General features: G+C 67.9%; 21 protein-coding genes. 14 read left to right on the forward strand and 7 right to left on the reverse strand.

Annotated elements, in window-relative coordinates:
* Window positions 1–2: 2 nt before the first annotated feature.
* Entirely contained in the window at window positions 3–2,405 is a 2,403-nt protein-coding gene (pgaA, locus tag HV681_RS16410; protein WP_254594993.1) for a poly-beta-1,6 N-acetyl-D-glucosamine export porin PgaA, read from the reverse strand.
* Between the two features lie 613 nt (window positions 2,406–3,018).
* Here pgaA and HV681_RS16415 point away from each other — a divergent pair.
* Window positions 3,019–4,248 (forward strand): GGDEF domain-containing protein, encoded by a 1,230-nt coding sequence (locus tag HV681_RS16415; RefSeq protein WP_175124057.1) that lies wholly within the window; start codon window positions 3,019–3,021, stop codon window positions 4,246–4,248.
* Here HV681_RS16415 and HV681_RS16420 read toward each other — a convergent pair.
* Window positions 4,238–6,154, reverse strand: a complete 1,917-nt coding sequence (locus HV681_RS16420; RefSeq protein WP_175124058.1) for a S9 family peptidase — start codon at window positions 6,152–6,154, stop codon at window positions 4,238–4,240. The genes HV681_RS16415 and HV681_RS16420 overlap by 11 nt on opposite strands.
* Before the next feature lie 155 nt (window positions 6,155–6,309).
* Here HV681_RS16420 and HV681_RS16425 point away from each other — a divergent pair, with 155 nt between their 5' ends.
* Window positions 6,310–6,765, forward strand: a complete 456-nt coding sequence (locus HV681_RS16425; RefSeq protein WP_175124059.1) for a BPTD_2524 family lipoprotein — start codon at window positions 6,310–6,312, stop codon at window positions 6,763–6,765.
* A 17-nt stretch (window positions 6,766–6,782) separates the two neighbouring features.
* Here the strand turns inward: HV681_RS16425 and HV681_RS16430 are convergent, their stop codons facing one another.
* The gene (locus HV681_RS16430; RefSeq protein ID WP_175124060.1) at window positions 6,783–7,205 is read right to left on the reverse strand and encodes a PaaI family thioesterase; all 423 of its coding nucleotides are present in this window, start codon (window positions 7,203–7,205) and stop codon (window positions 6,783–6,785) included.
* A 75-nt stretch (window positions 7,206–7,280) separates the two neighbouring features.
* Between HV681_RS16430 and dinB the strand changes: the two genes are divergently transcribed.
* Window positions 7,281–8,378: a DNA polymerase IV gene (gene dinB / locus HV681_RS16435; protein WP_175124061.1), complete on the forward strand. Its 1,098-nt coding sequence runs from the start codon at window positions 7,281–7,283 to the stop codon at window positions 8,376–8,378.
* Window positions 8,379–8,552: 174 nt separating this feature from the next.
* Here dinB and HV681_RS16440 read toward each other — a convergent pair whose 3' ends face one another.
* Window positions 8,553–9,011, reverse strand: a complete 459-nt coding sequence (locus tag HV681_RS16440) for a GatB/YqeY domain-containing protein (protein WP_175124062.1) — start codon at window positions 9,009–9,011, stop codon at window positions 8,553–8,555.
* Between the two features lie 148 nt (window positions 9,012–9,159).
* Here HV681_RS16440 and hmpA point away from each other — a divergent pair, with 148 nt between their 5' ends.
* The 6 genes from hmpA (at window position 9,160) to HV681_RS16470 (ending at window position 15,207) form a co-directional block, all read left to right on the forward strand.
* A complete protein-coding gene (gene hmpA / locus HV681_RS16445; protein ID WP_175124063.1) occupies window positions 9,160–10,377 on the forward strand; it encodes an NO-inducible flavohemoprotein in 1,218 nt (405 codons plus the stop codon).
* A 59-nt stretch (window positions 10,378–10,436) separates the two neighbouring features.
* A complete protein-coding gene (locus HV681_RS16450; RefSeq protein ID WP_175124064.1) occupies window positions 10,437–10,874 on the forward strand; it encodes an Rrf2 family transcriptional regulator in 438 nt (145 codons plus the stop codon).
* A 107-nt stretch (window positions 10,875–10,981) separates the two neighbouring features.
* Window positions 10,982–12,229, forward strand: a complete 1,248-nt coding sequence (locus HV681_RS16455; protein ID WP_175124065.1) for a D-amino acid dehydrogenase — start codon at window positions 10,982–10,984, stop codon at window positions 12,227–12,229.
* Between the two features lie 147 nt (window positions 12,230–12,376).
* Window positions 12,377–13,285 carry a DMT family transporter gene (locus tag HV681_RS16460; protein ID WP_175124191.1) on the forward strand — a complete coding sequence of 303 codons (909 nt, stop codon included), beginning with the start codon at window positions 12,377–12,379 and terminating at the stop codon, window positions 13,283–13,285.
* A 120-nt stretch (window positions 13,286–13,405) separates the two neighbouring features.
* The gene (locus HV681_RS16465; RefSeq protein ID WP_175124066.1) at window positions 13,406–14,365 is read left to right on the forward strand and encodes a proline dehydrogenase family protein; all 960 of its coding nucleotides are present in this window, start codon (window positions 13,406–13,408) and stop codon (window positions 14,363–14,365) included.
* Window positions 14,366–14,385: 20 nt separating this feature from the next.
* Window positions 14,386–15,207, forward strand: coding sequence for a helix-turn-helix transcriptional regulator (locus HV681_RS16470; RefSeq protein ID WP_175124067.1), 822 nt, complete (start codon window positions 14,386–14,388; stop codon window positions 15,205–15,207).
* Here the strand turns inward: HV681_RS16470 and HV681_RS16475 are convergent.
* Window positions 15,147–15,821 carry a flavodoxin family protein gene (locus HV681_RS16475; protein WP_175124068.1) on the reverse strand — a complete coding sequence of 225 codons (675 nt, stop codon included), beginning with the start codon at window positions 15,819–15,821 and terminating at the stop codon, window positions 15,147–15,149. The genes HV681_RS16470 and HV681_RS16475 overlap by 61 nt on opposite strands.
* A 117-nt stretch (window positions 15,822–15,938) precedes the next feature.
* Here HV681_RS16475 and HV681_RS16480 point away from each other — a divergent pair, with 117 nt between their 5' ends.
* Entirely contained in the window at window positions 15,939–16,823 is an 885-nt protein-coding gene (locus HV681_RS16480; RefSeq protein ID WP_175124069.1) for a LysR substrate-binding domain-containing protein, read from the forward strand.
* Here the strand turns inward: HV681_RS16480 and HV681_RS16485 are convergent.
* Window positions 16,780–18,132, reverse strand: coding sequence for an MFS transporter (locus HV681_RS16485; RefSeq protein WP_175124070.1), 1,353 nt, complete (start codon window positions 18,130–18,132; stop codon window positions 16,780–16,782). The two genes, HV681_RS16480 and HV681_RS16485, sit on opposite strands and share 44 nt — an antisense overlap.
* A 104-nt stretch (window positions 18,133–18,236) precedes the next feature.
* Between HV681_RS16485 and HV681_RS16490 the strand changes: the two genes are divergently transcribed.
* From HV681_RS16490 to HV681_RS16505, 4 genes are all read left to right on the forward strand, one after another.
* Complete coding sequence (locus tag HV681_RS16490; protein ID WP_175124071.1) at window positions 18,237–19,154, forward strand: LysR substrate-binding domain-containing protein; 918 nt, start codon at window positions 18,237–18,239, stop codon at window positions 19,152–19,154.
* Window positions 19,151–20,056 carry a LysR family transcriptional regulator gene (locus tag HV681_RS16495; RefSeq protein ID WP_254594994.1) on the forward strand — a complete coding sequence of 302 codons (906 nt, stop codon included), beginning with the start codon at window positions 19,151–19,153 and terminating at the stop codon, window positions 20,054–20,056. The genes HV681_RS16490 and HV681_RS16495 overlap by 4 nt, the downstream gene beginning before the upstream one ends.
* 105 nt (window positions 20,057–20,161) lie before the next feature.
* Window positions 20,162–20,815, forward strand: coding sequence for a glutathione S-transferase family protein (locus tag HV681_RS16500; RefSeq protein ID WP_175124072.1), 654 nt, complete (start codon window positions 20,162–20,164; stop codon window positions 20,813–20,815).
* Between the two features lie 29 nt (window positions 20,816–20,844).
* Window positions 20,845–21,795 carry a pyridoxamine 5'-phosphate oxidase family protein gene (locus HV681_RS16505; protein WP_175124073.1) on the forward strand — a complete coding sequence of 317 codons (951 nt, stop codon included), beginning with the start codon at window positions 20,845–20,847 and terminating at the stop codon, window positions 21,793–21,795.
* A gap of 2 nt (window positions 21,796–21,797) precedes the next feature.
* Here the strand turns inward: HV681_RS16505 and HV681_RS16510 are convergent, their stop codons facing one another.
* Window positions 21,798–22,253, reverse strand: coding sequence for a winged helix-turn-helix transcriptional regulator (locus HV681_RS16510; protein WP_175124074.1), 456 nt, complete (start codon window positions 22,251–22,253; stop codon window positions 21,798–21,800).

A 22,253-nucleotide genomic window follows, 5' to 3' on the forward strand; every position in this document is an offset into this window, starting at 1 on the left:
GGTCAGAAGCGGTAGGCAAGGTCGAAGACGACGCGCAGTTCACGCTCGCGCTCGCCGTCATAGGGCCGGCTGGTGCCGGTGACCATGAAGCCCATGTCCAGAACGTCGTTCGCGCGGTAGCGCTGGCCGTAGCCCAGCGCGACGACGCCGCCCGTGCCGTAGCCCTGCTGGCTGTAAGTGCCGGCGCCCAGCGTGCCGATCTGTTCCCATGCGGTTTCGTAGCGGCGGTGCAGCGTGTGCGTCAGCCGCACGCCGGGCAGGGCCAGGAAATCGGCGCTGGGGTTGAAGTAGGGCGCGTCGTCGCGGTTGTTGTGCTGGGTGGACAGGCCCAATTCCAGGTCGGCCTTCAGGTGCGGCGCGGTGTAGACACGCTCGCGGCCAGTCAGTCCGAATGCCCAACGGGTGTTGCCGTCGCTGAAACGGGACGGGGCGGCCGACAAGGTCCATTCGCGCCGCTCGTCGGCGCGCCAGCGCACGTACATCGACAGGCCGTTGGACGAGACGTCGTTGGTCAGCGCGCGCAGCGGCGTGTCGCGCGACAGGATTTCGGCCGAGCCGCCCACCTGCCAGTGGTCGTTCAGGTCGTAGGCGGCGGACAGCCGCGCGCCGGGCTTGACGCCGTTGCCGTAGTCGTTGGTGGAGACTTCGCCTTCCACCGTCAGATCGCGCACGCGCCATTCCACGCCGGTGCGCAGCCAGCGGTAGATGCCACGGCCTTCCTCGAAGTCACCCGATGCGTAGCCGCCGCCGCCAAAGACGCGCCAGTCGTAGCCCATGGGCGGGGAATACAACACGGCGTCGATGCCGAAATCGCCGTTGCCGGTGACCGGACTGTCCGAGGCCAGGCCGCGGTAGCCGGTGATGCGCAGCTCGGCCTTGCGGTGGACCTCCCACTCGCGGGCCAGCCGCCGGCTGGTCAGGTTTTCGGGCGAGCGGGCCAGCGTGTCGGCGGATAGCGCTTCGGCCTGACGCCATTCCTGCAGGTCCATCGCCGTGAAGCCCTGGCCGTTCTCCACCGCCAGGTCGCGCGGCGCCAGCGTTTCGGCCAGCTTCAGTTCGATTTCCGACGCGCGGGGCTGCGAGCGGGCGCGGTGGACGGTGGCCAGATCGCTGCGCAGCGCGGAATTGTTGGGCGCCTGCTGCACCATCTGCGCCAGGCGCTGGTGGGCCTCGATGGTGTCGTCGGCCTGAAGGTGCGTGGCGGCCAGCGTCTGGCGGCTTTCCAGGTTCAGGTCGTTGGGCATGCGCGTGGCCTGGCCCTTGTAGTAAAGCCAGGGGGCGTAGCCGGCCTGGACGGCGTCCGTGATCGGGGGCGTTTCGTCGAATTGTTCGCCTTCGGCCAGCGCGTAGTACAGGCCTGTCTGCGTGGCCAGACGCTGCGCCGGATCGTCGCCGGGCGCGCTGTCGCTGGCGGCCACCTGCCGGTACAGGTCGCGGGCGCGCTCGGGCTGGCGCAGGTACAGATAGGCGGAGGCCACGTCGCTCAGCGCGTAGCGCGGTACGTCGACGCCTTCGGCCAGCAGCGCCTCGTATTCCTGGATCAGCATCTGCATCTGCACCCGGGCGTGCAGGGCGTGCAGGCGGTCGATGCGGGCGCGCAGCACGTCGGCGCGGGCGTCTTCGCCCAGTTTGCGCCAATCGGCAATCACGGCGTCGTAGCCGGCCAGCGCGCGGTCGGCGATCGCAAACCGTTCGGCCTCGCCGCGCGCGGGCATGGCCGCCAGCCGCGCCTCCTGCGCCAGTGCGTCGGCCTGCAGGGCGCGCATCTGGGCGGGGGTAAACAGCGTTTCATGGCGACGCGCCCAGTCCAGCGCCACGTCGGCCATGCGGGCGCCCTGAAGCGCCCGGATGTATTCGCGCAGCACGTAGGGCGTGGCGGGCGCCAGCGCCAGTGCCTGGTCGGCCTGATGCAGGGCTTCAAATGGTTGGGACTGGCGCGCGTAGACGTAGCTGAGGGCCAGCCGGGCGTCGGCGTCGCGCGGCTGACGGGCGATGCGTTTCTCGCCTGCGGCGATCGCGGCTGGGATTTGCCCGGCGTCCGCCAGCGTCATGATCTCGCCCGCCGCGAAGGCGGCTTCGCCCGGATGGCGGCGCATCCCCTGGCGGTAGGCGTCGAGCGCCTGCGGCCAGCGCTGCTGGTCGCGGTAGGCCCGCGCCACGGCCAATTGGACGTTGGCCGGCGGCACGGCGCCGGCCGGCAGCGTCTCGTACGCGACGATGGCTTCGTCAGGCTTGCCCGCCCAGCCGGCGATGACGATCCGGTCGTAAACGGGCCGCACGCCCGCGGCGCTGCCCTGCGCGCGCAGCATTTCCAGCGCAGGTTCGTGGTCGCCGGCGCGAGCGCGCTCGATCAGCGCGTCGTAGTGGCTTGACGGGGCGGCCAGCGTCAGCACGGGCGCGAGCATTGCGCTGGCCGCCATCAAGTTCAGTCTGGGTCCAACGGCGTTTGACCGCCTGGTTCGTTCGATTGGCATCTGTATGACATCCGCAGTGGCAATTCGGGGCGTCCATGGCTCCGCCACGCCGGACGGGCGCGAGCACCCGGCAAGGGCGGCCGCAGGCGAACCAGGCGCCTGCAGCGCGGAAATGAACGTTTGATTGGGACTTGCGCGGCGCCCGCTACGGGGACCTTCGCACTCGCGCTATCGGAGTGCATGGCTAGTACGCGCCACGCCCGTGGGGCGTGATCGCGGCGCTTATGCTGCGCCGTCGACGGATGGAACTTTACGGAAAATTGCGCGGATTAACTGTCAATTACTGCAAAGGGGGCGTCACGGCGAAGGCGCCTTGGCGTATTCTCTCGTCGCAGGCCGTGCAATCGTCTTGGCGCGGCGGTAAAGGTTCTGGTCGGACGGACGCGCGTTGCCCAGCAGGGCAAACGTCATGCGCGTCCTTTCGCCATTCTCGTAACAAAAAGCATCAAAAATGCTGACGTGTAACGCGCTTTGCTTGCGCGAACCCAGTGCAACTGCAGTCCCAACGGCGGGGCGGGCCGACAAGCCTGAGCCCGAGCGAACCATGACGACTAGCTTGTTTTTCCTGATGTGGGGCCTGGCCACGGCGCTGGCGTTGCCGTTGCTGCTGCCCTTTCACGTCCGCGGCGTCGAAGGCGTGCCTGCGTTCATGGCGGCCAATGCGCTGGCCGTGCTGTCCCTGCTGGCCTACGCGTCGGCCGAGATGATCCCGCCCGCCGCCTATGTGATGGTGTCCAACGCCGCCTGGGCCTGTTCCGCCGCGCTGGTGTACATCGGCGTGCGCCAGTTCTTCGGCATGCATCCGCATATCCTGCGCACCACCTTGTTGTGCTCGCTCTGCACCTTCGGCTTTGCCCTGCTGCTGTACCGCAGCGACAGCCTGGTGTGGCGCATGGTGCTGTATTCCGTCTACACCTGCGTGCTGATGGCAGCGACCGGCGCCGTCATCTTCCGGCAGCGCAGGCGCATCAAGACAAAAGGCGTCGTGCTGTATCTGCTGCTGGCATTTTTTGGGGTGGTGGCGTTGCACGCGCTGCGCGGATATGTCTACGGCGCGGGCGTGGAGACGCCGGTGTCGCTGCTGCAGCCGTCGGCGTGGAGCCTCTTTTTCATTGTGTGCGGCTCGGTCACGGTGCCCGGACTCTTCCTGGCGCTGCTCTTCATGATCCAGACCAGCCAGGCGGAAAAGATGCAGGCCGCGCTGACGTTCGACAGCCTGACGCAGGCCTATTCGCGGCGCAGCATCATGGACGAGCTTGAACACGAGCTGCTGCGCTGTGAGCGCACGGGCGGCAAGCTGGCGGTGCTGGTGCTGGACATCGATCACTTCAAATCCATCAACGACCGCTACGGCCACGCGGGCGGCGACACCGCGCTGCGTCACTTCGCGCGCGTGGTGCAGAATGCGGTCCGGTCGAGCGATCGCTTCGGCCGCCTGGGCGGCGAGGAGTTCGTGCTGCTGATGTACGACTGCGATCCGGCGAGCGCGCTGGTGCAGGCGCAGCGCGTCTGCGACGCCTTGCGCGACATGCCGCTCTATCTGCAGGGGCTGGAAGTGCAGCTGACCACAAGCGGCGGGCTGGCGTCCTATCAGCCGGGCGACAGCGCCGACGTCATCCTGGCGCGGGCCGACGTGGCGTTGTACCGGGCCAAGGAGCAGGGGCGGGACCGCGTGGAAATGGCCTGGAGCGGCCGCGGCGTCGTCAAGACGAGCGGCGGCCTGCCGGCCGCCGCGAATGCCCTGGAAGCGGAAACCGCAGGGACTACGGCTTGAGGTGTTCCGTCAGGAACTTCTCCATGGCCTCGTAGAACTCGAACTTGTTCTCGTCGTTGTGAAAGCCATGGCCTTCGTTGTCCTTGACCATGTATTCCACGTCCACCCCGCGGGCCTTGAGCGCTGACACCATCTGGTCGCTCTCGTCCTTGTTCACGCGTGGATCCTTGGCGCCCTGCGCGACGAACAGCGGCGTCTTGATCTTGTCCGCGTGCAGCGCCGGTGAAGTTGCGGTCAGGCGGTCGCGGTCGCGCACCGGGTCGCCCACCATGTCCTGCATCTTGTCCAGCATGGGTTTCCAGTACGGAGGAATGGACTTCATGAACGTGAAGAGGTTCGATACGCCCACGTAGTCCACGGCCGCGGCGTACAGGTCCGGCGTGAAGGCCACGCCGGCCAGCGTGGCGTAGCCGCCGTAGCTGGCGCCATAGATGCCGATGCGCTTGGGGTCGGCGATGCCTTGCTCGACCAGCCATTGCACGCCGTCGGTGATGTCGTCCTGCATCTTCAGGCCCCATTCCCCGAAGCCGGCTTCCCAGAAGTCGCGGCCATAACCGGTGGAGCCGCGGAAATTCATCTGCAGCACGCAGAAACCGCGGTTGGCCAGGAATTGCACTTCGGGGTTGTAGCCCCAGCCGTCGCGGGCCCACGGGCCGCCGTGCGGATTGACCACGCAGGCCAGGTTCTTGGGTTCGCGGCCGGCGGGCAGCGTGAGGTAACCATGGATGGTCCGGCCGTCGCGACTTTGATAGCTGATGGGCTGCACCCGCGACATGTCAGCTTCGGGGATGGCCGGGTTCAGGTCCGCCAGCTTGGTCAGCGTGCCGGCCACGGCGTCGTAGATGTAGCGCGCGCCGGGCGTGCGGTCGTTGTAGGCCGCCACGATGAACTTGTTCTCGTCGCGGTTGCCGCCCTGGATGACGACGTCGTAACCCGGCAGGAGATCGGCAAGCGTCTTGTACAGCGCTTCGGTTTCCGCGTCGAAGAACTTGTATTGCGGCTTGTCGGTCTGGTAGGACGCCACGGTCAGCACGCGGCGCTTGCGCGAGAACGCGGCGCCGTCCAGGTCGACGGCCTCGGGCGTGAAGATGACATCCTCGGCGTCCGGCGTGGCCGGGTCGATGACGACCAGCGAGAGCTTGTCGCGATTTCGGTTGCTCAGCGCGTAGAACTTCTTGTCGTCGAACGTGAAGAATGCGGGGCTGACGCTGGTGCGGTAGTCGGTGGTAATGAGCGGGCGGAAGTCGGACGCTTCGTCGTCGCGGTAGAGCAGGGTGGTGTTCAGCCCGTCGCTGGCGACGGCGGCGCGCACCTTGCCCGCGTGGTCGGTCTGCCAGCCGACGATGTTGCCCGGATTCTGCGCCACCAGCACGGCCGCGCCGGTGTGGACGTTGACGCGGTAGACGTCGAAGACCTCGGGGTTGCGCTGGTTGTGGCTGATCAGCACGTGGTCGGGGTCGTCTTCGAGGTCGTCCTCGATGCCGGCGCGCACGCCCTCGTACGGGGTCAGGTCCGTGATCTTGCCGGTCTTGGCGTTGACGGCCAGGACGTGGAAGTTTTCGTCGCCGCCAAAGTCCTTCTGGTACAGCACCACGTCCGGGCCTTTCCAGAAATAGCCGCTGATGTCGCGCGCGGTCTCGCTGGTCAGCTGGCGCGGCTCGCCCACGAGCTGGCTGCCTTGCAGCGGCTGCACGTAGATGTTCATGCGGGCGGGGTTGCCGTCCACGCTGGTGGGCTGCATGAACGATAGCGTCTGGCCGTCGTCGGACAGCCGGAAATAGCCGCGCTCAGGATTGCGGAAGAAATCTTTCAGGGGATAGGCGCGGGGAGGCGGCTGCGTGGCGCAGGCACCCAGGGAGGCGCCGACGATGCCGGCAGCCAGGACGGTGCGCAGAAATGAGAACAAGGGGAAACCTCCGTGATGTCGATCCGCGTTGCAAATAGGCTGGTCGATAATGCCATAGCCGCGCAAGGGGTGTCGAACCGGCCCCGCCGATCCGGCGCCACTTATGCCGCCAGGCGGTTTGCGGGATAATCGCGGCACTTCTTCTGGAGATTTACATGTACAGGAATCTGGTCGCGGCCTCGGCGCTGGCCCTGGGGCTGGCCGGCTGCTCGCTCGGCATTTCGCCGGACAGCGCGTCGCCGCACAGCGAATTCAAGGCGCCGGTGGCCTTCAAGGACGCCTACGATGCGGTCATCCGCCAGTCCAACGCGTGCCTGCGCAGCACCGACAACGCCTACCGCGTCGTTTCCGACCTGAACGAAAGCGCGCAATCCGGTGTGGTGCGCGTGCTGGCGCCGTATTCCGATCGCGAGATGTCGCGCGTTGACCTCAAGTCCGAGGGGCCCAAGTCCACGGACGTGCGCATCGTGATGTGGGGCAAGGGCACGTGGGACCCCGCTGCCATGCGCGCGATGCAGGACGCGGTGTATTACGGGTTGGTGTCGTGCAGCACGTACATGCCGCTGGATCCGCGCCCGCCCGTCAAGCCGACGCGCGACCTGCCGAAATAAGGCAGGACGAAAAAAGATCAGTCGCCGCCCGGACGGCGGCGGATGATCTTGAAGGTGGCGGTGGCGCGCGCCACCAGTTCACCGTCGGCACGGCGGATGTCGCCCTCACAGAAGGCGATGGACGCGCCGCGGCGCAGGCAGCGCGCTTCGATGACCAGGTCGCCCGTGCCGGGAGACAGGAACGTGGTGTTCATGTCGATGGTGGCCATGCCCTCGGTGGCGTCCGCGGAGCCGCGTGCGGCGGCGCTCAGGGTGAAGTCCAGCACGCTCATCAGCGTGCCGCCGTGCACGTCGCCGCGGCTGTTGGTCAGGTCTTCGCGCCACGGCAGCGTCGTGCGGGCATAGGCCGGCGCGATGCTTTCCGGCACCAGGCCGATGAAACTCATGAAGGGAATGGTCAGGCCGAAATAGTCGGTTTTGGCGGAGGCGGGTGCAGTCATGGAACCGTCGTGGGCGAGAAGGGATAGCGGATTGCCGCCGGTCATAATATATGTTTTTGCCACGGGATTGAGGTCATGACGGGGCAGGCGTCGGCGCAGTCTGCGCGCAAAATCGTGCATGTGGACATGGATGCGTTTTACGCGTCCGTGGAGCAGCGCGACAATCCCGACCTGCGCGGCAAGCCAGTGGTGGTGGCCTGGACCGGACCGCGCTCGGTCGTGTGCGCGGCGTCCTACGAAGCGCGGCGCTACGGCATCCATTCCGCCATGTCGGCCATCAAGGCCGAACGCCTCTGTCCGCACGCGATCTACGTGCCGCCCGATTTCAACCGCTACCGCGACGTGTCGCGACAGGTGCGGCAGATCTTCGCCCGACATACCGACCTGATCGAACCCTTGTCGCTCGACGAGGCCTACCTGGACGTGACGGTCAACAAATGCGGGCTGCCATCGGCCACCGAGGTGGCGCAGGTGATTCGCCAGCAGATCCGCGAGGAAACCGGACTGACCGCGTCGGCCGGTGTAGCCCCGAACAAATTCCTGGCCAAGATCGCGTCGGACTGGAACAAGCCCGACGGCATTTTTGTGGTGCGGCCCAGCAAGGTGCTGGCGTTCCTGGAGCCCTTGCCCGTGCGCAAGGTGCCGGGCGTGGGCAAGGTCACGCAGGCGCGCCTGGAGCAGCTTGGCATCCAGACCGTGGGCGACCTGGCCACGCACAGCGCGCAGGAGCTGGAGCACTACTTCGGCCGCTATGGCCGGCGGCTGTACGAGCTGGCGCGCGGCATCGACGAACGCGAGGTCCAGACCGACCAGCCGTTGCAACAGGTGTCGGCCGAAACCACGTTTTCCAACGACGTCCGGCTGGAGGCCGTGGGCGACGCCCTGGACCGCATGGCGGAAAAGGTGTGGGATCAGGCGCTGAAGAAGGGCGCCTTGGGACGCACGGTGGTGCTCAAGCTGAAGACCGACCGCTTCCGCATCCTGACGCGCAGCCAGACCTGCGCCCAGCCGCCAACGTCCGCCATGGAGCTGGCCGCGCTGGCGCGGCTGCTGTGCGAACGCGTGGAACTGCCGCCGGACACGCTGTACCGGCTGGCGGGGGTGGGGATGAGCAACTTCGCAGATCCGGGCGAGCAGTCGCGCCAGCCGGATCTGTTTGGAGGGGCGTTCTAGGTCTCGCCGCCGGGCCGCCCCAAGGCGAGACAGCCCCCTCGGGGGGCAGCTAGCGCGCGAAGCGTGCGCGGCGTGGGGGTCAAATCTGGCCGCCGGGCCGCCCCAAGGCGAGACAGCCCCCTCGGGGGGGCAGCTAGCGCGCGAAGCGTGCGCGGCGTGGGGGCGTCAACCTTTTTACAGGCGGGCCTTCACTTGCTGCGACAGCGCCGTCATGTCGGCGCGGCCGGCCAGCTTCTGCTTCAGGATAGCCATCACCTTGCCCATCGCGGGCGCGCCCGTCACGCCTTGCGCGGCGACTTCAGCCAGCGCGGCGTCGATGGCGGCGGCCACTTCCTCGGGGGTGGCTGCCTGGGGCAGGAATTCCTGCAGCACGGCCAGTTCGCCCTTTTCCTGCTCGGCGGTTTCCGTGCGGCCGGCCTGCTCGAACGCGGCGATCGACTCGCGGCGCTGCTTGACCTGCTTTTCGATGATGGCGGTGATTTCGGCGTCGGTCAGGTCGCGGCGTTCGTCGACTTCCTTCTGCTTGACGGCGGCCAGCAGGAAACGCAGCGTGGTCAGTCGCTCGCTGGCCTTGGCGCGCATCGCGTCCTTGACGGCGTCGGACAGGCGGGTCTTGAGCGTAGCAGTGCTCATCGGTAAACCTTTGTGGTGTTGCGGTAATCGGGAAGTGTAAACCGGGCCGGGGCACGACGTCGCCAAGCCGATTTCGCCGTTCGGATTTAAAGATGTATTATAAATATATGTTTAAAGGCGAGCCCGTTCGCCATTCAAGGAGCAGTTGATGTTGAGCCCCCAAATCCGCGAGCTGGTCAAGGCCACGGCCCCTGTCCTGAAGGTTCATGGCGTCGCCCTGACCAAGCATTTCTACGCGCGCATGTTCCAGCACAATCCGGAACTCAAGCACGTGTTCAACCAGGCCCACCAGGCGGGCGGCGCGCAGCAGCATGCGCTGGCCGGCGCGGTGACCGCGTATGCCGAGCACATCGACGATCCCTCGGTGCTGATGCCGGTGGTGACGCGCATCGTGCACAAGCACGTCAGCCTGGGCATCCGGCCCGAACACTACGCCATCGTGGGCAAGCATCTGCTGGCTTCCATCCGTGAAGTGCTGGGCGATGCCGCCACCGACGAACTCGTCGATGCCTGGGGCGCGGCCTATGGGCAGCTGGCGGACCTGCTGATCGCCGAAGAGGCGCGCCTGTATGCGGAATCGGCCAACAAGCCGGGCGGCTGGACGGGCTGGCGCGCGTTCCGTGTCGTGGGCAAGCAGCCCGAAAGCGCCGAAATCACTTCTTTCTACCTGGCCCCTGCAGACGGCGGCACCGTGCCGGCGTACCGGCCAGGTCAATACGTGTCCGTGCGCGTATTTGTACCGGAACTGGGCTTGATGCAACCGCGCCAATACAGCCTGTCGGACGCGCCGGGCCACGATCGCCTGCGCATCTCGGTCAAGCGCGAGCCGGCCAGCGATCAGACGCCGGCGGGCCGCGTGTCCAACGCGCTGCACGACCGACTGGAAGAGGGCGGCGTGCTGGACGTGGCGCCGCCGCAAGGTGATTTCCACCTGCGCGAAGACGGCGATGCCCCCGTCGTGCTGCTGAGCGGTGGCGTGGGCCTGACGCCCATGGTGTCGATCCTGAACCACCTGGTGCGCGCCAACGACGAACGCCAGATCCGCTTCGTGCACGGCTGCCGCAACCGCTCGGTCCACGCCATGCGCGAGCACGTGAACGACATTACGGCGTCCCGCGCCAACGTGCGCAAGGCGGTGTTCTACGAAGAGGTGGGCCACGGCGACCAGGCCGGCCGCGACTACGACCACACGGGGCGCGTCGACCTGCACGCCATTCGCGATGAAGCCATCGTCCCCGGCGCCGATTACTACCTGTGTGGACCGGCGGCGTTCATGCGTGCCCAGCGTGAAGCGTTGCTGGGGCTGGGCGTGGCCGAAGACCGCATCCACGCCGAGGCGTTCGGCACCGGCGGCCCTGGCGCCTGAGCGGTGTATCCTGGCGGCCTGATGTTTCCGGGCCGCCCGGGCCACGCTCCCCACCCATCATGCAACTGAACCGATTCACCGACTTCGGCCTGCGCGTCCTGATGTATCTGACGCAATGCCGCGACCGGTCCGTCGCCGTCACGATTCCCGAGATCGCGGATCGCTTCGGCCTGTCCCGCAATCATCTGGTGAAAGTGGTGCACTTCATGTCGCAGCGCGGCTGGGTCAGCACCACGCGCGGCAAGGGCGGCGGGCTCAGCCTCGCCCGTCCCGCCACGGAGTACCGGGTGGGCGATTTGGTGCGGGAACTCGAACAGCAGGGCCCCCTGATCGATTGCCGAGAACCGCCCTGTGCCCTGGATGGCGTGTGCCGGCTGTCCGGCGTGCTGGCGAAGACCCTGCAGGCGTTTTACGACACGCTCAATGGCTACACGCTGGCCGATCTGGTCCGCGAACCCACCGCCGCCGCCATCATCAAGCTGCATCGGGTGGCCTGAAGCCCCGGGCATGATGTTTGGTTATGGCCCCTGCGGCGTTTGGCATTTGCCGGCGCGGGGGCGGCCGTTACAGAATGGGCCCGTTCGCGGTCTTCTTGGATAACGGTATGCGCGTTTGTGTGATCGGCGCCGGCGTGGTCGGTGTGACGTCGGCCTATTTCCTGGCGCGCCAGGGTCATGAGGTGGTGCTGGTCGACAGCCAGCCCCGCCCGGCGGAAGTCTCCAGCTATGCTAACGGCGGCCAGCTCAGCTACAGCTATGTGGCGCCGCTTGCCGGACCCGGCGTGCTGCCCAGCGTGCCGGGATGGCTGCTGCGCCATGACTCGCCGCTGCGATTCCGGCCCCGGCTGGACCCGCATCAATGGCGCTGGTGCCTGCAGTTCGCGCTGGCCTGCCGCGCATCGGTGGCCAAGGCGTCCACCGCGCAGATGCTGACGCTGTCCTACCTTAGCCGCGACGTCATGCATTCGCTGCTGGAACAAGAAGACCTGGCGTTCGGGCACCTGAAGAACGGCAAGCTCATTGCGTACCGCAGCCCCGATCTGCTGGAAAAGGCGCGCGCGCTGGTGGCCTACCAGGCGGCGCACGGCGCAGACCAGCAGGTGCTGGACGCCGCGCAGGCCGTGGCGCGCGAACCCGCGCTGGCCGGCATGGGCGCCAGCCTGGCGGGCGCCATTTACACCCCCAGCGAAGAAGCCGGCGACTGCCGGCAGTTCACCGAAGCGCTGTTCGACCGCCTGCAAACGATGGGTAACGTGCAGTGCGCCATGTCCAACCCCGTTTCCGGCCTGCAGCGCGAAGGCCGCCGCATCGTCGCGGTCGACACGCGCGACGGCGACATCGGCGCGGATGCCGTGGTGCTGGCCACCGGCATCGGCACGCGGGCGTTGCTCGGTCCGCTGGGCCACGACGTGCCGCTCTATCCCTTGAAGGGCTACAGCCTGACCGTGCCGCTGGCGCCGGACGACACCGTGGCGCCCCGCATCAGCGTCACCGATTACGAACGGCGCATCGTCTACGCCCGCGTGGGCGGCGTGCTGCGGATCGCGGCCATGGTGGACATCGGCAGCAACAACGCCGACATCGACCCGGCGCGCATCAGTCTGCTCAAACAGCAGGTGCTCGAAGCCTTTCCGCAGCTTGACCTGCGGCAGGCGATTCCGTGGGCGGGTCTGCGCCCGGCCACGCCTACCGGCAAGCCGCTGATCGGCCGCAGCCCCGCGGCGGACAATCTTTGGTTGAACGTGGGTCAGGGGGCGTTGGGCTTCACCTTGTCCTGCGGCAGCGCGGCGTTGCTGACCGCGCAGATGGGGGGGATGGAGTTGCCGCTCGATCCGGCGCCGTTCAGGCCCTGACCGCTGAGCAATGTCCATTTCGCAATAGCCGATGCCATTTCATCGGCAGACGGGCTGACGCGGGCTCAATAGGATAGCGATCATCCTTTGCACGCCGCCGCAATCGGCGGCAGCGAAGGAGCCGATCCATCCTTCGAGTTCATCGCCATGTCCTTTCTCTTTCCGTTGTTCGCCATCCTGTTCTGGGCGGGCAACGTCATCGTCTCCAAGATGGCCGCCAGCGCCATTTCGCCTACCGCCATCACCTTCTACCGCCTGCTGCTGGCGCTGTTCCTGATGGGGCTGTTCACGGCCCGTCCGGCGTGGCGCAACCGCCGGGTCATCCTGCGGCACTGGCCCAAGCTGGCGCTGTACGGCGCGCTGTCGGCGGCCGTGTTCCAGGCGCTCTCCTACCGGGCGGCAGAGACCACCACCGCCACCAACATGGCCATCCTGACCGCGCTGATTCCGCTGCTCAGTATGTTGCTCAGCGTGGTGATCCTGCGCGATCCGCTGACGCTCGGCATGGCCGCGGGCGGCGCGCTGTCGTTCCTGGGCCTCCTGTACCTGGTGGGGCAGGGCGACATGCTCAGCGTGTTCCAGCACGGTGTGCACGTGGGCGACGGCCTGATGCTGCTGGCCGCCTTGTCGTATGCGCTGTACGGCGTGCTGCTGCGCCACTGGAAAGTGCCGGTGCCCGCCTGGCAGTCCACCTTCGTGCAATCCATCTTCGCGCTGCTCTACATGTTCCCGCTCTACCTGCGCGTGCCGGCAGCGCAAGCGGCGCTGGACGTCAATACGGTTCCGCTCATTCTGTATGCCGGCATCTTCTCGTCGGTGTTGCTGTCGTATCTGTGGATCGAAGGCGTGCAGCGCTTGGGGCCCAACCGCTGCAGCATTTTCATCAACCTGCTGCCGCTCTTTACGGCGCTGGCCGCCTTCGTGATGCTGCGCGAACGCCTGCACAGCTATCACCTGCTGGGTGGCGCGGTCACCCTGGCGGGCGTGCTGCTGGCGCAGACCGTGCAGCGGCCGCTGTTCGGCGCCGGACGCGCGCTGGCGGCAGGCAAGGCCTAGCCGGCAATCACGGTCGTTCGAGCTTGTCGCACTTGTGACTGCAAACTCACCGCGCATTCACGGGCGTTCAAGACAGGCGCCCGCAGCCGCCGCATAGTGGCCGCTTTGCGCGGTGAGGCAATGAGCATTTTCCAGAAAACCACGATTGCGCTGGCCCGCAGCCCGGCGGTCGGCCACATGATGCGGGCGATGGCCGCCCGGACGTCGCTGGCGCGCCGTTTCGTCGGCGGCGCCGATGTGGACGAGGCCGTGCGGACCGCCGAGAAGCTGCGCGAGGCGCACGGCATCCGCGCCTCGCTCTTCTATCTGGGCGAATACGTGGCGGACCGCGCTGCAATCGACCACAACGTCTGTCAGGCCGTCGACGCGTGCCGGGCGCTGGCCGCGGCCGGCCTGGACGTGCACGTCTCCGTCGATCCCACGGCCATCGGCTACATGCGCGATGACACGCTGGGCGAGGAAAACGCGCGGCGCATCGGCACGGCGGTGCAGCGCTTTGGCGGCCAAGGCTGCGACTGGCTGGTGCTGGACATGGAAGATTCCAGCATCCGCGACCGCACCTGCACGCTGCATCGCACGCTGTTGGAAGCGGGCATCCCCGCCGGCCTCACGCTGCAGGCGCGGCGGCGCCGCACGCCGGAGGACCTGGCCTGGGCGATCCGGCAGCGCACCTCGCTGCGGCTGGTAAAGGGTGCGTTCCCCGAGCGTGAGCTTGACCACGCCGGGCGCGCGCGCATCGACCAGGCCTATCTGGACGCGGCGTCCATCATGCTGTCGCGCGAGGCGCGGGACTCTGGCTTTTACCCGGTCTTCGGCACGCACGACGACCGGCTGGCCGGCGCCATCATCGACCTGGCGCGCGAGCGCGGCTGGCCTGCCGGCAGTTTCGAATTTGAGATGCTTTACGGCGTGCGGCCGGACTGGCAGATCGCGCTGCGCCGGTTGGGCTATAACGTCAGGGTCTATCTCCCGTTTGGCGCGGACTGGTGGCCGTATGCCATCCGCCGGGTGGGGGAAAATCCTCGCAACGCGTGGCTGCTGGCCCGTTCGCTGAAAGCGGACGGGCATTACTTCGGGTAGCCGCGAATGGCTGGCAATTCATGGCGGTTTCTCAACATATCTGGCATTGCGGCGCGGGACTGCCCGGCGACGTATTGATCGCGGATCTGCGCGCGTATCGCTACGCGCCGCATTTCCACGACGCCTGGTCCATCGGCGCCATCGAACACGGCCGCTGCGACTTCACCGTGCAGGGCGTGGCCCATGCCGCCAGCGCGGGCGAGCTGGTGGTCATCGCGCCCGGGCAGGTGCATACCGGCGGCACAGCGGCGGGGGCGCTCGCTTATCGGATGGTCTACATCGATCCCGCGTGGTTCCAGGACCATGAACGGACGTTGCACGCGCACGGTGCGCGGCTGGCGGGGCCGGTGATCGCGGACGCCGCGCTTTGCGCGCAATGGCTGGACGCGCTGGCGCCCGGCGAGATCGCGCCGGCTGAGCGCAGCGCACGCATTTCGGCGGCCCTGTTCGGGACGCTGGCCGCGCATGGAGAGGCGGAGGAGGGCGGTGCTGCGCCGGCCGCCGGCCTCGCCGATGTATGCGCCTTGCTGCGCGAGCGCATGGCGGCGGATCCCGCCTGCGCACCCGACCTGGACGCCTTGGCGCAAGCGCAAAACCGCCATCGCACGACGCTGGTCAAGCAGTTTGCCCGGCGCTATGGATTGCCGCCCCAGGCGTGGCTTCGCAACTGGCGGGTGGCGCGCGCACGGGTGCTGTTGCGCGGCGGCCTGCCGTTGGCCGATGCGGCGCAGGCCGTCGGGTTTGCCGACCAGGCGCACCTGACGCGGGTGTTCAAGCAGGTCTACGGCAGCCCGCCGGGCGTGCTGCTCAAGGCCGGCGCGGGCGGTTCCCACACGTTGTGACGGCGGGGCGTCTCAAGCCGGTAGTCCGAGTATTTCCGCGTGAAGAATTCCGCGCCCAGCGCCTGCGCCGCGGCAAGCGGCCGCCGGGGATCGAGCGCCACCTCGCCGCGCCGGTTGCCGGCGCCATGCACGTAGCCCACGAAATCCGAATGCGTATACCGCGCATATTCCTGCACCTGATGCACGATGCCCAGCGCCGCGCCGGGATAGGTTTCTTCCGAGGCCACGGCCAACCCCAGCCGCTTGCCGGCCATGCCGGCCTTGACGCGTTCCGGCTCTGGCCCGGATCCCGCGTAATGGCTGAATGACCGGTCGAAGAACGCCTTGGTCTGCGCGGACATGCCATACCAGTAGATGGGCGTGCAGAACAGCACGCCATCGGCGGGCAGGAAGTGTTCAAGGAAGAGTTCGGCGTAACGGTCGGCGGGCGGCTTGGCGTGGCGCAAGTCCGGCAGCAGACCCTGGATGTAGTCGTCCAGGAAATGCACCGACGCCAACGTGCCGGCCGTTTCCGCGCCCTGGCGGGCGGATGCGGCCAGCGCGGCGCTGTTGCCATCGCGGCGGGGACTGCCGACCAAGATCAACAAGCGTTTGACTCGATGAGTTGAATTCATGCCTGGCTCCTATCAAAGATAACGATCTGAAGCCAAATGGTGGCGTCATCAAGCATGAAGCGACAACTGATCATTCCTTCACTAAGATGAACCCAATTCATCCCAGGATTCGCGCCCATGTTTGCCACGCTTCCCGTCACAGCGCTGCGTTCGTTCGAGGCCGCGGCGCGGTTGCGCAGTTTCAAGCTGGCCGCGGCCGAGTTGTCGGTCACGCCCACCGCGGTGTCGCATCAGGTCAAGGCACTGGAGCGGCATGTGGGCTGCGCGCTGTTCGAGCGCGTGCCGCGCGGCGTGCGGCTGACCGACAAGGGGGCGCGTCTGTTTGCCGGCGTACATGGCGCGTTGCTGGACGTCGCGCAGACGCTGGACGCCTTGCGGCCCGCGCCCGAGTCCGGCGCGCTGACCGTGTCCACGACGCATTCCTTTGCCGCTTTGTGGCTGGTGCCGCGGCTGGGGCGCTTTCACGAGGTCTATCCGCAGTACCAGTTGCGCCTGGACACGTCGCCCGACCCCGTGGACCTGTTGCAGGACGCCAGCGTGGATGTCGCCATCCGCTACAGCCGCCGGCGCTATCCCGGCTTGCACGCGGCCTGCACGCTGCCCGAGTGGTTCGGGGTGTATGGGGCGCCCGCGCAGATCGCGCACGCCGGCCGCCGTGCGCCCGCGCTGGTGACGGTGCGCTGGCGCGATTCGGAACTGTATGACGAAGGCTGGCAGGCATGGTGCGCGGCCGCCGGCCTGCCAGCCTGGCGGCGGCCTGCGGCCGAACTTGCCTACACCGAGGAACACTACGCGCTGCAGGCCGCCATCGCGGGCCAAGGCTTGGTGCTGGCCAGTTCGGTCATGGTGTCGGACAGCGTGGCCGCGGGAACGTTGGTTCCCTACCGGCCGGAGATACGGGTCGCGGGGTCGGCCTACACGGCGCTGTGCGCGCCGGGGCGCGAACGCCACCCGCCGGTCAAGGCTTTCCTGTCGTGGCTGCGCAAGGAATTCCGCGCGTAGTGGCATCCGTGGCCGGACGCGCGGCGGCGCGCGGCAGCAGCGGCAGGGCGGCCAGCATGCAGGATCCCGCGATCAGCCAGGCGACGGGCCACGAGCTCGCGGCGACGGTATGCGCGATAGCCAGCGGCGTGGCAAACAGCACCAGATAGACGCAGGTGTTGGCCATGCCGAGCGCCGTGCCCGCGCGCGAGGCGCCCGCCAGCGTGGCAAGTTCGGTGTAGGCGACGCCATGCCAGGCCGACGCGCAAATGCCGGCGGCGGCCAGCAGCACGGCCAGGGCGAATACGAGCCATCCGGTGGGGCGGGCGCCCGCCGCCCATGCCGCGCCTGCCAGCGCCGCGTACAACGCAAAGCTCAGCAGCGCGCAGCCGCGCAGGTAAGCGCGCCGGTTGCCGCGGCGATCGGTCCATCGTCCGCTCGCGATGCGCGCGGCCATGGCGCCCAGTTGAACGGCCACCATCACTGCCGTGAGCACGCCGATCCCCGCATGCAGGGCATCGTGCAGAAAGACGGCGGCAAAGGTCAGCACCGCGAATTGCGGGCCGCACATGATGCCGATGGCGAACGCCGCGCGCCAGACGCGGGTGTCCGTCATGGGGCTGCTGGTGGAAGGGCGAGCCGGCGCGGATGCATATGAAACTTTCGGCTCGCCAGGCATAGGCGGCACAGCCGGCAAAGCGGCCACACCCGCCACACCCCGCTCGCCAGGCTCCCGCAACCAGCACGCCGCAAGCAACGCGGCCGTGCCGCACATCACCGCCAGCACGCCAAACACCGCCCCGAACCCGGCATGGGCCGCCAGCCAAGGCAACAGCAGTGCGCCCAGGCCGCCGCCCAGCGGCACGGCGGTCTGGCGGATGCTCATTGCCAGTCCGCGCTCGCCGTCGTCGAACCACGCCATCACCGCGCGGCCGCTGGCGCCGTTGACGCTGCCGCCCAGCATGCCGACGAGCACCAGCCCGACGGCCAGCAGCCAGAGGCTGGGCACGAAGCCGCCAACCGGCGCCACCCAGCCGCTCATCCAGGCCAGCGCTGCCGCGGTCGAGCCCAAACCGCCCAGCAGCACGGGACGGTCACCCCACCGATCGGTCAGTAATCCCCAAGGCAGCTCGAAGAGCGCCACGCCCAACCCCAACAAGCCCAGCGCCAGCGCCAATTGGTCGGTATCGAGACGGTAGCCCGCGCGCATGAAGACAGCAGTGGTAGGCAGGCCGGCCGCGACGGCGGAAAATGCGGTGTTGGCGGCGACGCCCACGGCCAGCACCTTCCAGCGGTGAGGTGGGCGGACAAAGGTAGGGCGATCGGACATGGCAGGTGCCTGCAGAAACATTGACGGCGCCAGTGTGCGCGCCTAGCATGCTTCTGAAAATCAGGAAGTTTTGCACCAATGCTTTTGAAAATCGGGATTATTGAATGAGGCCAGTCACGTTCGACCTGGAGGTGCTGCGCAGCTTCGTCGCGGGCGTCGACCTGGGCAGCTTCGGGCGCGCGGCTGACCGCCTGGGCCGGTCGACGTCGGCCGTGAGCGCGCAGCTGAAAAAGCTGGAGGAGCAGGCCGGCGTGCCGCTGCTGCGCAAGGACGGGCGGGGCTTGGCGCTGACCGATGCCGGCGAGACCATGCTGGCCTACGCCCGCCGGCTTCTCGACCTGAACGACCAGGCCGCGCGCGCCGTGCGCGGCACGCAATTGCACGGCCGCGTGCGTCTCGGCCTGCAAGAGGATTTTGCCGAGATGCTGCTGCCGCGCGTGCTCGGCCGCTTTGCGCGCGCCCATCCCAAGGTCCGGATCGAGGCGCGCGTCGCCCGCAACACGGACCTTCTGGAACGCGTCGCGCTGGGCCAGCTTGATTTGGCGCTGGCCTGGGACCACGACGCCCGCCAGCCGCAGGCACAGCGGCTGGCCGAGCTGCCGATGTGCTGGATCGGGCCCGCGCACCCTGCGCCGGTGCCGGATGCGGACGGCGCGCTGCCGCTGGCGGCATTCGAGTCGCCCTGCCTGTTCCGCGGCTGCGCCACCGACGCGCTGGACCGCGCCGGCATTGCCTGGCTGGCTGCCTTCACCAGCCCGAGTCTCTCGGGCCTGTGGGCGGCAGTTTCCGCGGGGCTGGGAGTGGCCGTGCGCACGCCCCTTGGCCTGCCGTCCACCGTTCGCGTGATGAAGCCGGGCGAACACGGGTTGCCCGACTTGCCGGTCATCGCGTTGTCGCTGTACCGCGCGCAGGCGCAGCCCGATCCGGTCTGCGCCGCGCTGGACGAAATCCTGGTGCAATGCGTCAATGACAGCGTCGCCGCGTTGGCGGCCACGCGTTTTCAGGAGCGGGCCTCGCTGTGAACCAATTCCATGAAATGACGGTATTCCTGGCCGTGGCGGACGCGGGCAGTTTTTCCGGCGGGGCCCGGCGCCTGGAAATGTCCGCGCCCACCGTCACGCGCAGCGTGGCGGCGCTGGAACGTCGTCTGGGTGCTTTGCTGCTGGTGCGCACCACGCGCAGTCTGCGCCTGACCGAAGCCGGCCAGCGCTATGCCGCCGATTGCCGCCGCATCCTGGAAGACGTCGAACGCGCCGACGACGCCGCCGCCGGTGCAATGGCGGTCCCGCGCGGCGCGCTGGCAATCACCGCGCCCGCGCTGTTTGGCGAGCTGCATGTGATGCCGGCAGTGCTGGGATACTTGCGCGCCCATCGCCAGGTGTCGGTGCGAGCGCTGCTGGTGGATCGCGTCGTCAATCTGGTGGACGAGGACATCGATGTCGCCGTGCGGATCGGCGCGCTGCCCGATTCCTCGTTGACGGCGGTGCCCGTGGGACACGTGCGCCGCGTGGTGTGCGCCGCGCCCGGCTTTCTGCGCGATCATGGCGAGCCGGCCGACCCCGAGTCGCTGCATCAATTCTGCACCATCACGGCTGCCATGGAAGGACGCGCGCCGCAGTGGCGTTTTGCGCAGGCCGGCCAGACCGTGCGCCTGAACCTGCAATCGCAGTTGACCGTGACGTCGTTCCAGGCGGCGGTGGCGGCCGCGCGCGAAGGCTGGGGCCTGACGCAGGTGATGTCCTACCAGGTGGCGCCGCATCTGGCCAGTGGCGCCTTGCAGGTGGTGCTGCGCGGCTTCGAGATGCCGCCCGTGCCCGTGCATCTGGTGTATCCGGAAGGGCGCAAAAGCTCGGCCAAGGTGCGCAGCTTTGTGGATTTCTGCGTGGATGCGCTACGCGCGGATCTGGCGGCGCTGCCCGCCTGACGGGTTTATTTCATTTACCGCAAGAGTGTCTTGCCGGCGCCGGCCGTTCCGGATTTGCGTCGCGGGTCCCAACATGGAGTCTCGAATCCACCAGGGAGATCCCCGATGCAAACCAACCCCGCCCCGGCGCAGGCTGCCGCTCCGCTGAAGTTTTACAGTTTCCCGCTGTCCGGCCACGCGCATCGGGTCGCGCTGATGCTGTCACTGCTGGATGTCGCGCACGAACGCATCGACGTCGACCTGCGCCAGCGCGAACAAAAGCGGCCTGATTTCCTGGCGCTCAATGCCTTCGGCCAAGTGCCAGTCATTGACGACAACGGCGTCGTGGTGGCCGACTCGACCGCCATCCTGGTGTACCTGGCCAAGCAATACGGCGGCCGCGCCTGGCTGCCGGACGATCCGGTTGGCGCGGCCGCCGTGCAGCGCTGGCTGTCGGTGGCATCGGGGCCGCTGGCCGGCGGGCCCGCGTCGGCGCGGCTGGTGACGCTGTTCGGCGCGCCGCTCGATGTGGACGCCACGTTGGCGCGGGCCCATGCGTTGCTTGGGGTGATGGAGGGAGAACTCACGCACCGCGAGTTCCTGGCCGGCAGTGCGCCGACCATCGCCGATGTCGCCTGCTACGCCTATGTGGCGCATGCGCCCGAAGGCAACGTGTCGCTGGCCGATTATCCGCGCATCCGTGCGTGGCTCACGCGCATCGAAAATCTGCCGCGGTTCGTTCCCATGGCGTCGTCGCCCGTGGGCCTGCTGGCCGCCTGAAGACCCGCGCACACTGCAAGGACACCGTCATGAATCTGCCCGAACACACCGCACCGTCTCCCTGGCATGCGGGCGAACTGCACTTGCAGGAGCACGCCGGCGTGGCCGCGCGCATGGACATGGTGGGCCGCAAGGTCATCCGCGACTACATGCCGGATCAGCATCGCGAATTCTTCGCGCAGTTGCCATTCGTGGTGGCCGGCGCCGTCGACCCGCAGGGCGATCCGTGGGCCGGCATTCTGGAAGGGCAGCCGGGCTTTGCCGTGTCGCCGGACCCGCATACGCTGCGCATCGCGGCCATGCCTGACGAGGACGACCCGCTGCGCGCCGGGTTGGGATTGGGCCAGCCCGTCGGCTTGCTGGGCATCGAGCTGCACACGCGCCGCCGCAACCGCATGAACGGCCGCATCGCCGCCTGGGATGGCAAGCGCTTCGACGTGGCGGTGGCGCAATCATTCGGCAATTGTCCGCAGTACATCCAGTCGCGCGACTTCTTCTTCTCGCGCTCGCCGTCGATGCGCTTTGCCGCCGCATTGCCGGAGCGCGCCGGACTGGATGACGCGGCGCGCGCGCTGATCTCGGCGTCCGACACCTTCTTTGTCGCCAGTTATGCCGGGCACGCCGTCGATGTGTCGCACCGGGGCGGCAAGCCCGGCTTCGTGCGGGTGGACGGCGACGTGCTGACCATTCCGGACTTTTCCGGCAACCGCTTTTTCAACACCCTGGGCAACCTGGCCGCGAATCCTGTTGCCGGTCTGCTGTTCATCGACTTTGAACGCGGCGACCTGCTGCAACTGACGGGGCGCGCCGAGGTGATTCTGGACAGCCCCGAAATCGCCGTGTTCGAGGGCGCCGAACGCCTGTGGCGCGTGCACGTGCGCCGCGTGGTCCGCCGGCCGGGTGCACTGGCCCTGCGCTGGCGCTTCGATGCGTGGTCGCCCACTGCACTGGCGACCGGGCGGTGGCCGGCAGCCGCATAGTCTCAGGCGTCCGCCGCCACCTTGCGCACGACAGTGTCGTCGGGGTGCAGCAGCCGGCCGTCCTGCGCGCGGATCTCCATCCTTTGCACCGGTTGCCCGCGCTGGCGGTCGATCAGGGTGGAATGCGCCTCATCGGGACCGTAGTAGTGGTCCTCGCCCCACTGGCGCAGTCCGACGATCACCGGAAACAGCGCCTTGCCTTTATCCGTAAGCACGTATTCCTGGTAGGCGCTGCCGTCGGATGCCGGCGCGACGGCAAGAATGCCGTGCGCGACCAGCGTGCGCAGCCGGTCGCTCAGGATGTTCTTGGCCATGCCCAGGCTTTTCTGGAATTCGCCAAACCGGCGCAGGCCGTCAAAGGCATCCCGCACGATGAGCAGTGACCACCAGTCGCCGATGGCGTCGAGCGAGCGCGCGACCGGGCAGGCGGCGCCTTCAAGGCTGGTGCGTTTGACCAT

The organism is Achromobacter animicus (assembly GCF_902859585.1).
GTDB classification, from domain to species: Bacteria; Pseudomonadota; Gammaproteobacteria; order Burkholderiales; family Burkholderiaceae_B; genus Achromobacter; species Achromobacter animicus.

What these genes read in the sequence shown, in the direction of transcription:
- HV681_RS16470 (WP_175124067.1), top strand. Translation starts at nt 14,386, where the DNA reads ATGGCGGTTTCTCAACATATCTGGCATTGCGGCGCGGGACTGCCCGGC.
- HV681_RS16460 (WP_175124191.1), top strand. Translation starts at nt 12,377, where the DNA reads ATGTCCTTTCTCTTTCCGTTGTTCGCCATCCTGTTCTGGGCGGGCAAC.
- pgaA (WP_254594993.1), bottom strand. Translation starts at nt 2,405, where the DNA reads ATGCTCGCGCCCGTGCTGACGCTGGCCGCCCCGTCAAGCCACTACGAC.
- HV681_RS16415 (WP_175124057.1), top strand. Translation starts at nt 3,019, where the DNA reads ATGACGACTAGCTTGTTTTTCCTGATGTGGGGCCTGGCCACGGCGCTG.
- HV681_RS16430 (WP_175124060.1), bottom strand. Translation starts at nt 7,205, where the DNA reads ATGACTGCACCCGCCTCCGCCAAAACCGACTATTTCGGCCTGACCATT.
- HV681_RS16480 (WP_175124069.1), top strand. Translation starts at nt 15,939, where the DNA reads ATGTTTGCCACGCTTCCCGTCACAGCGCTGCGTTCGTTCGAGGCCGCG.
- HV681_RS16485 (WP_175124070.1), bottom strand. Translation starts at nt 18,132, where the DNA reads ATGTCCGATCGCCCTACCTTTGTCCGCCCACCTCACCGCTGGAAGGTG.
- dinB (WP_175124061.1), top strand. Translation starts at nt 7,281, where the DNA reads ATGACGGGGCAGGCGTCGGCGCAGTCTGCGCGCAAAATCGTGCATGTG.
- HV681_RS16450 (WP_175124064.1), top strand. Translation starts at nt 10,437, where the DNA reads ATGCAACTGAACCGATTCACCGACTTCGGCCTGCGCGTCCTGATGTAT.
- HV681_RS16505 (WP_175124073.1), top strand. Translation starts at nt 20,845, where the DNA reads ATGAATCTGCCCGAACACACCGCACCGTCTCCCTGGCATGCGGGCGAA.
- HV681_RS16510 (WP_175124074.1), bottom strand. Translation starts at nt 22,253, where the DNA reads ATGGTCAAACGCACCAGCCTTGAAGGCGCCGCCTGCCCGGTCGCGCGC.
- HV681_RS16455 (WP_175124065.1), top strand. Translation starts at nt 10,982, where the DNA reads ATGCGCGTTTGTGTGATCGGCGCCGGCGTGGTCGGTGTGACGTCGGCC.
- HV681_RS16440 (WP_175124062.1), bottom strand. Translation starts at nt 9,011, where the DNA reads ATGAGCACTGCTACGCTCAAGACCCGCCTGTCCGACGCCGTCAAGGAC.
- hmpA (WP_175124063.1), top strand. Translation starts at nt 9,160, where the DNA reads ATGTTGAGCCCCCAAATCCGCGAGCTGGTCAAGGCCACGGCCCCTGTC.
- HV681_RS16465 (WP_175124066.1), top strand. Translation starts at nt 13,406, where the DNA reads ATGAGCATTTTCCAGAAAACCACGATTGCGCTGGCCCGCAGCCCGGCG.
- HV681_RS16425 (WP_175124059.1), top strand. Translation starts at nt 6,310, where the DNA reads ATGTACAGGAATCTGGTCGCGGCCTCGGCGCTGGCCCTGGGGCTGGCC.
- HV681_RS16500 (WP_175124072.1), top strand. Translation starts at nt 20,162, where the DNA reads ATGCAAACCAACCCCGCCCCGGCGCAGGCTGCCGCTCCGCTGAAGTTT.
- HV681_RS16475 (WP_175124068.1), bottom strand. Translation starts at nt 15,821, where the DNA reads ATGAATTCAACTCATCGAGTCAAACGCTTGTTGATCTTGGTCGGCAGT.
- HV681_RS16490 (WP_175124071.1), top strand. Translation starts at nt 18,237, where the DNA reads ATGAGGCCAGTCACGTTCGACCTGGAGGTGCTGCGCAGCTTCGTCGCG.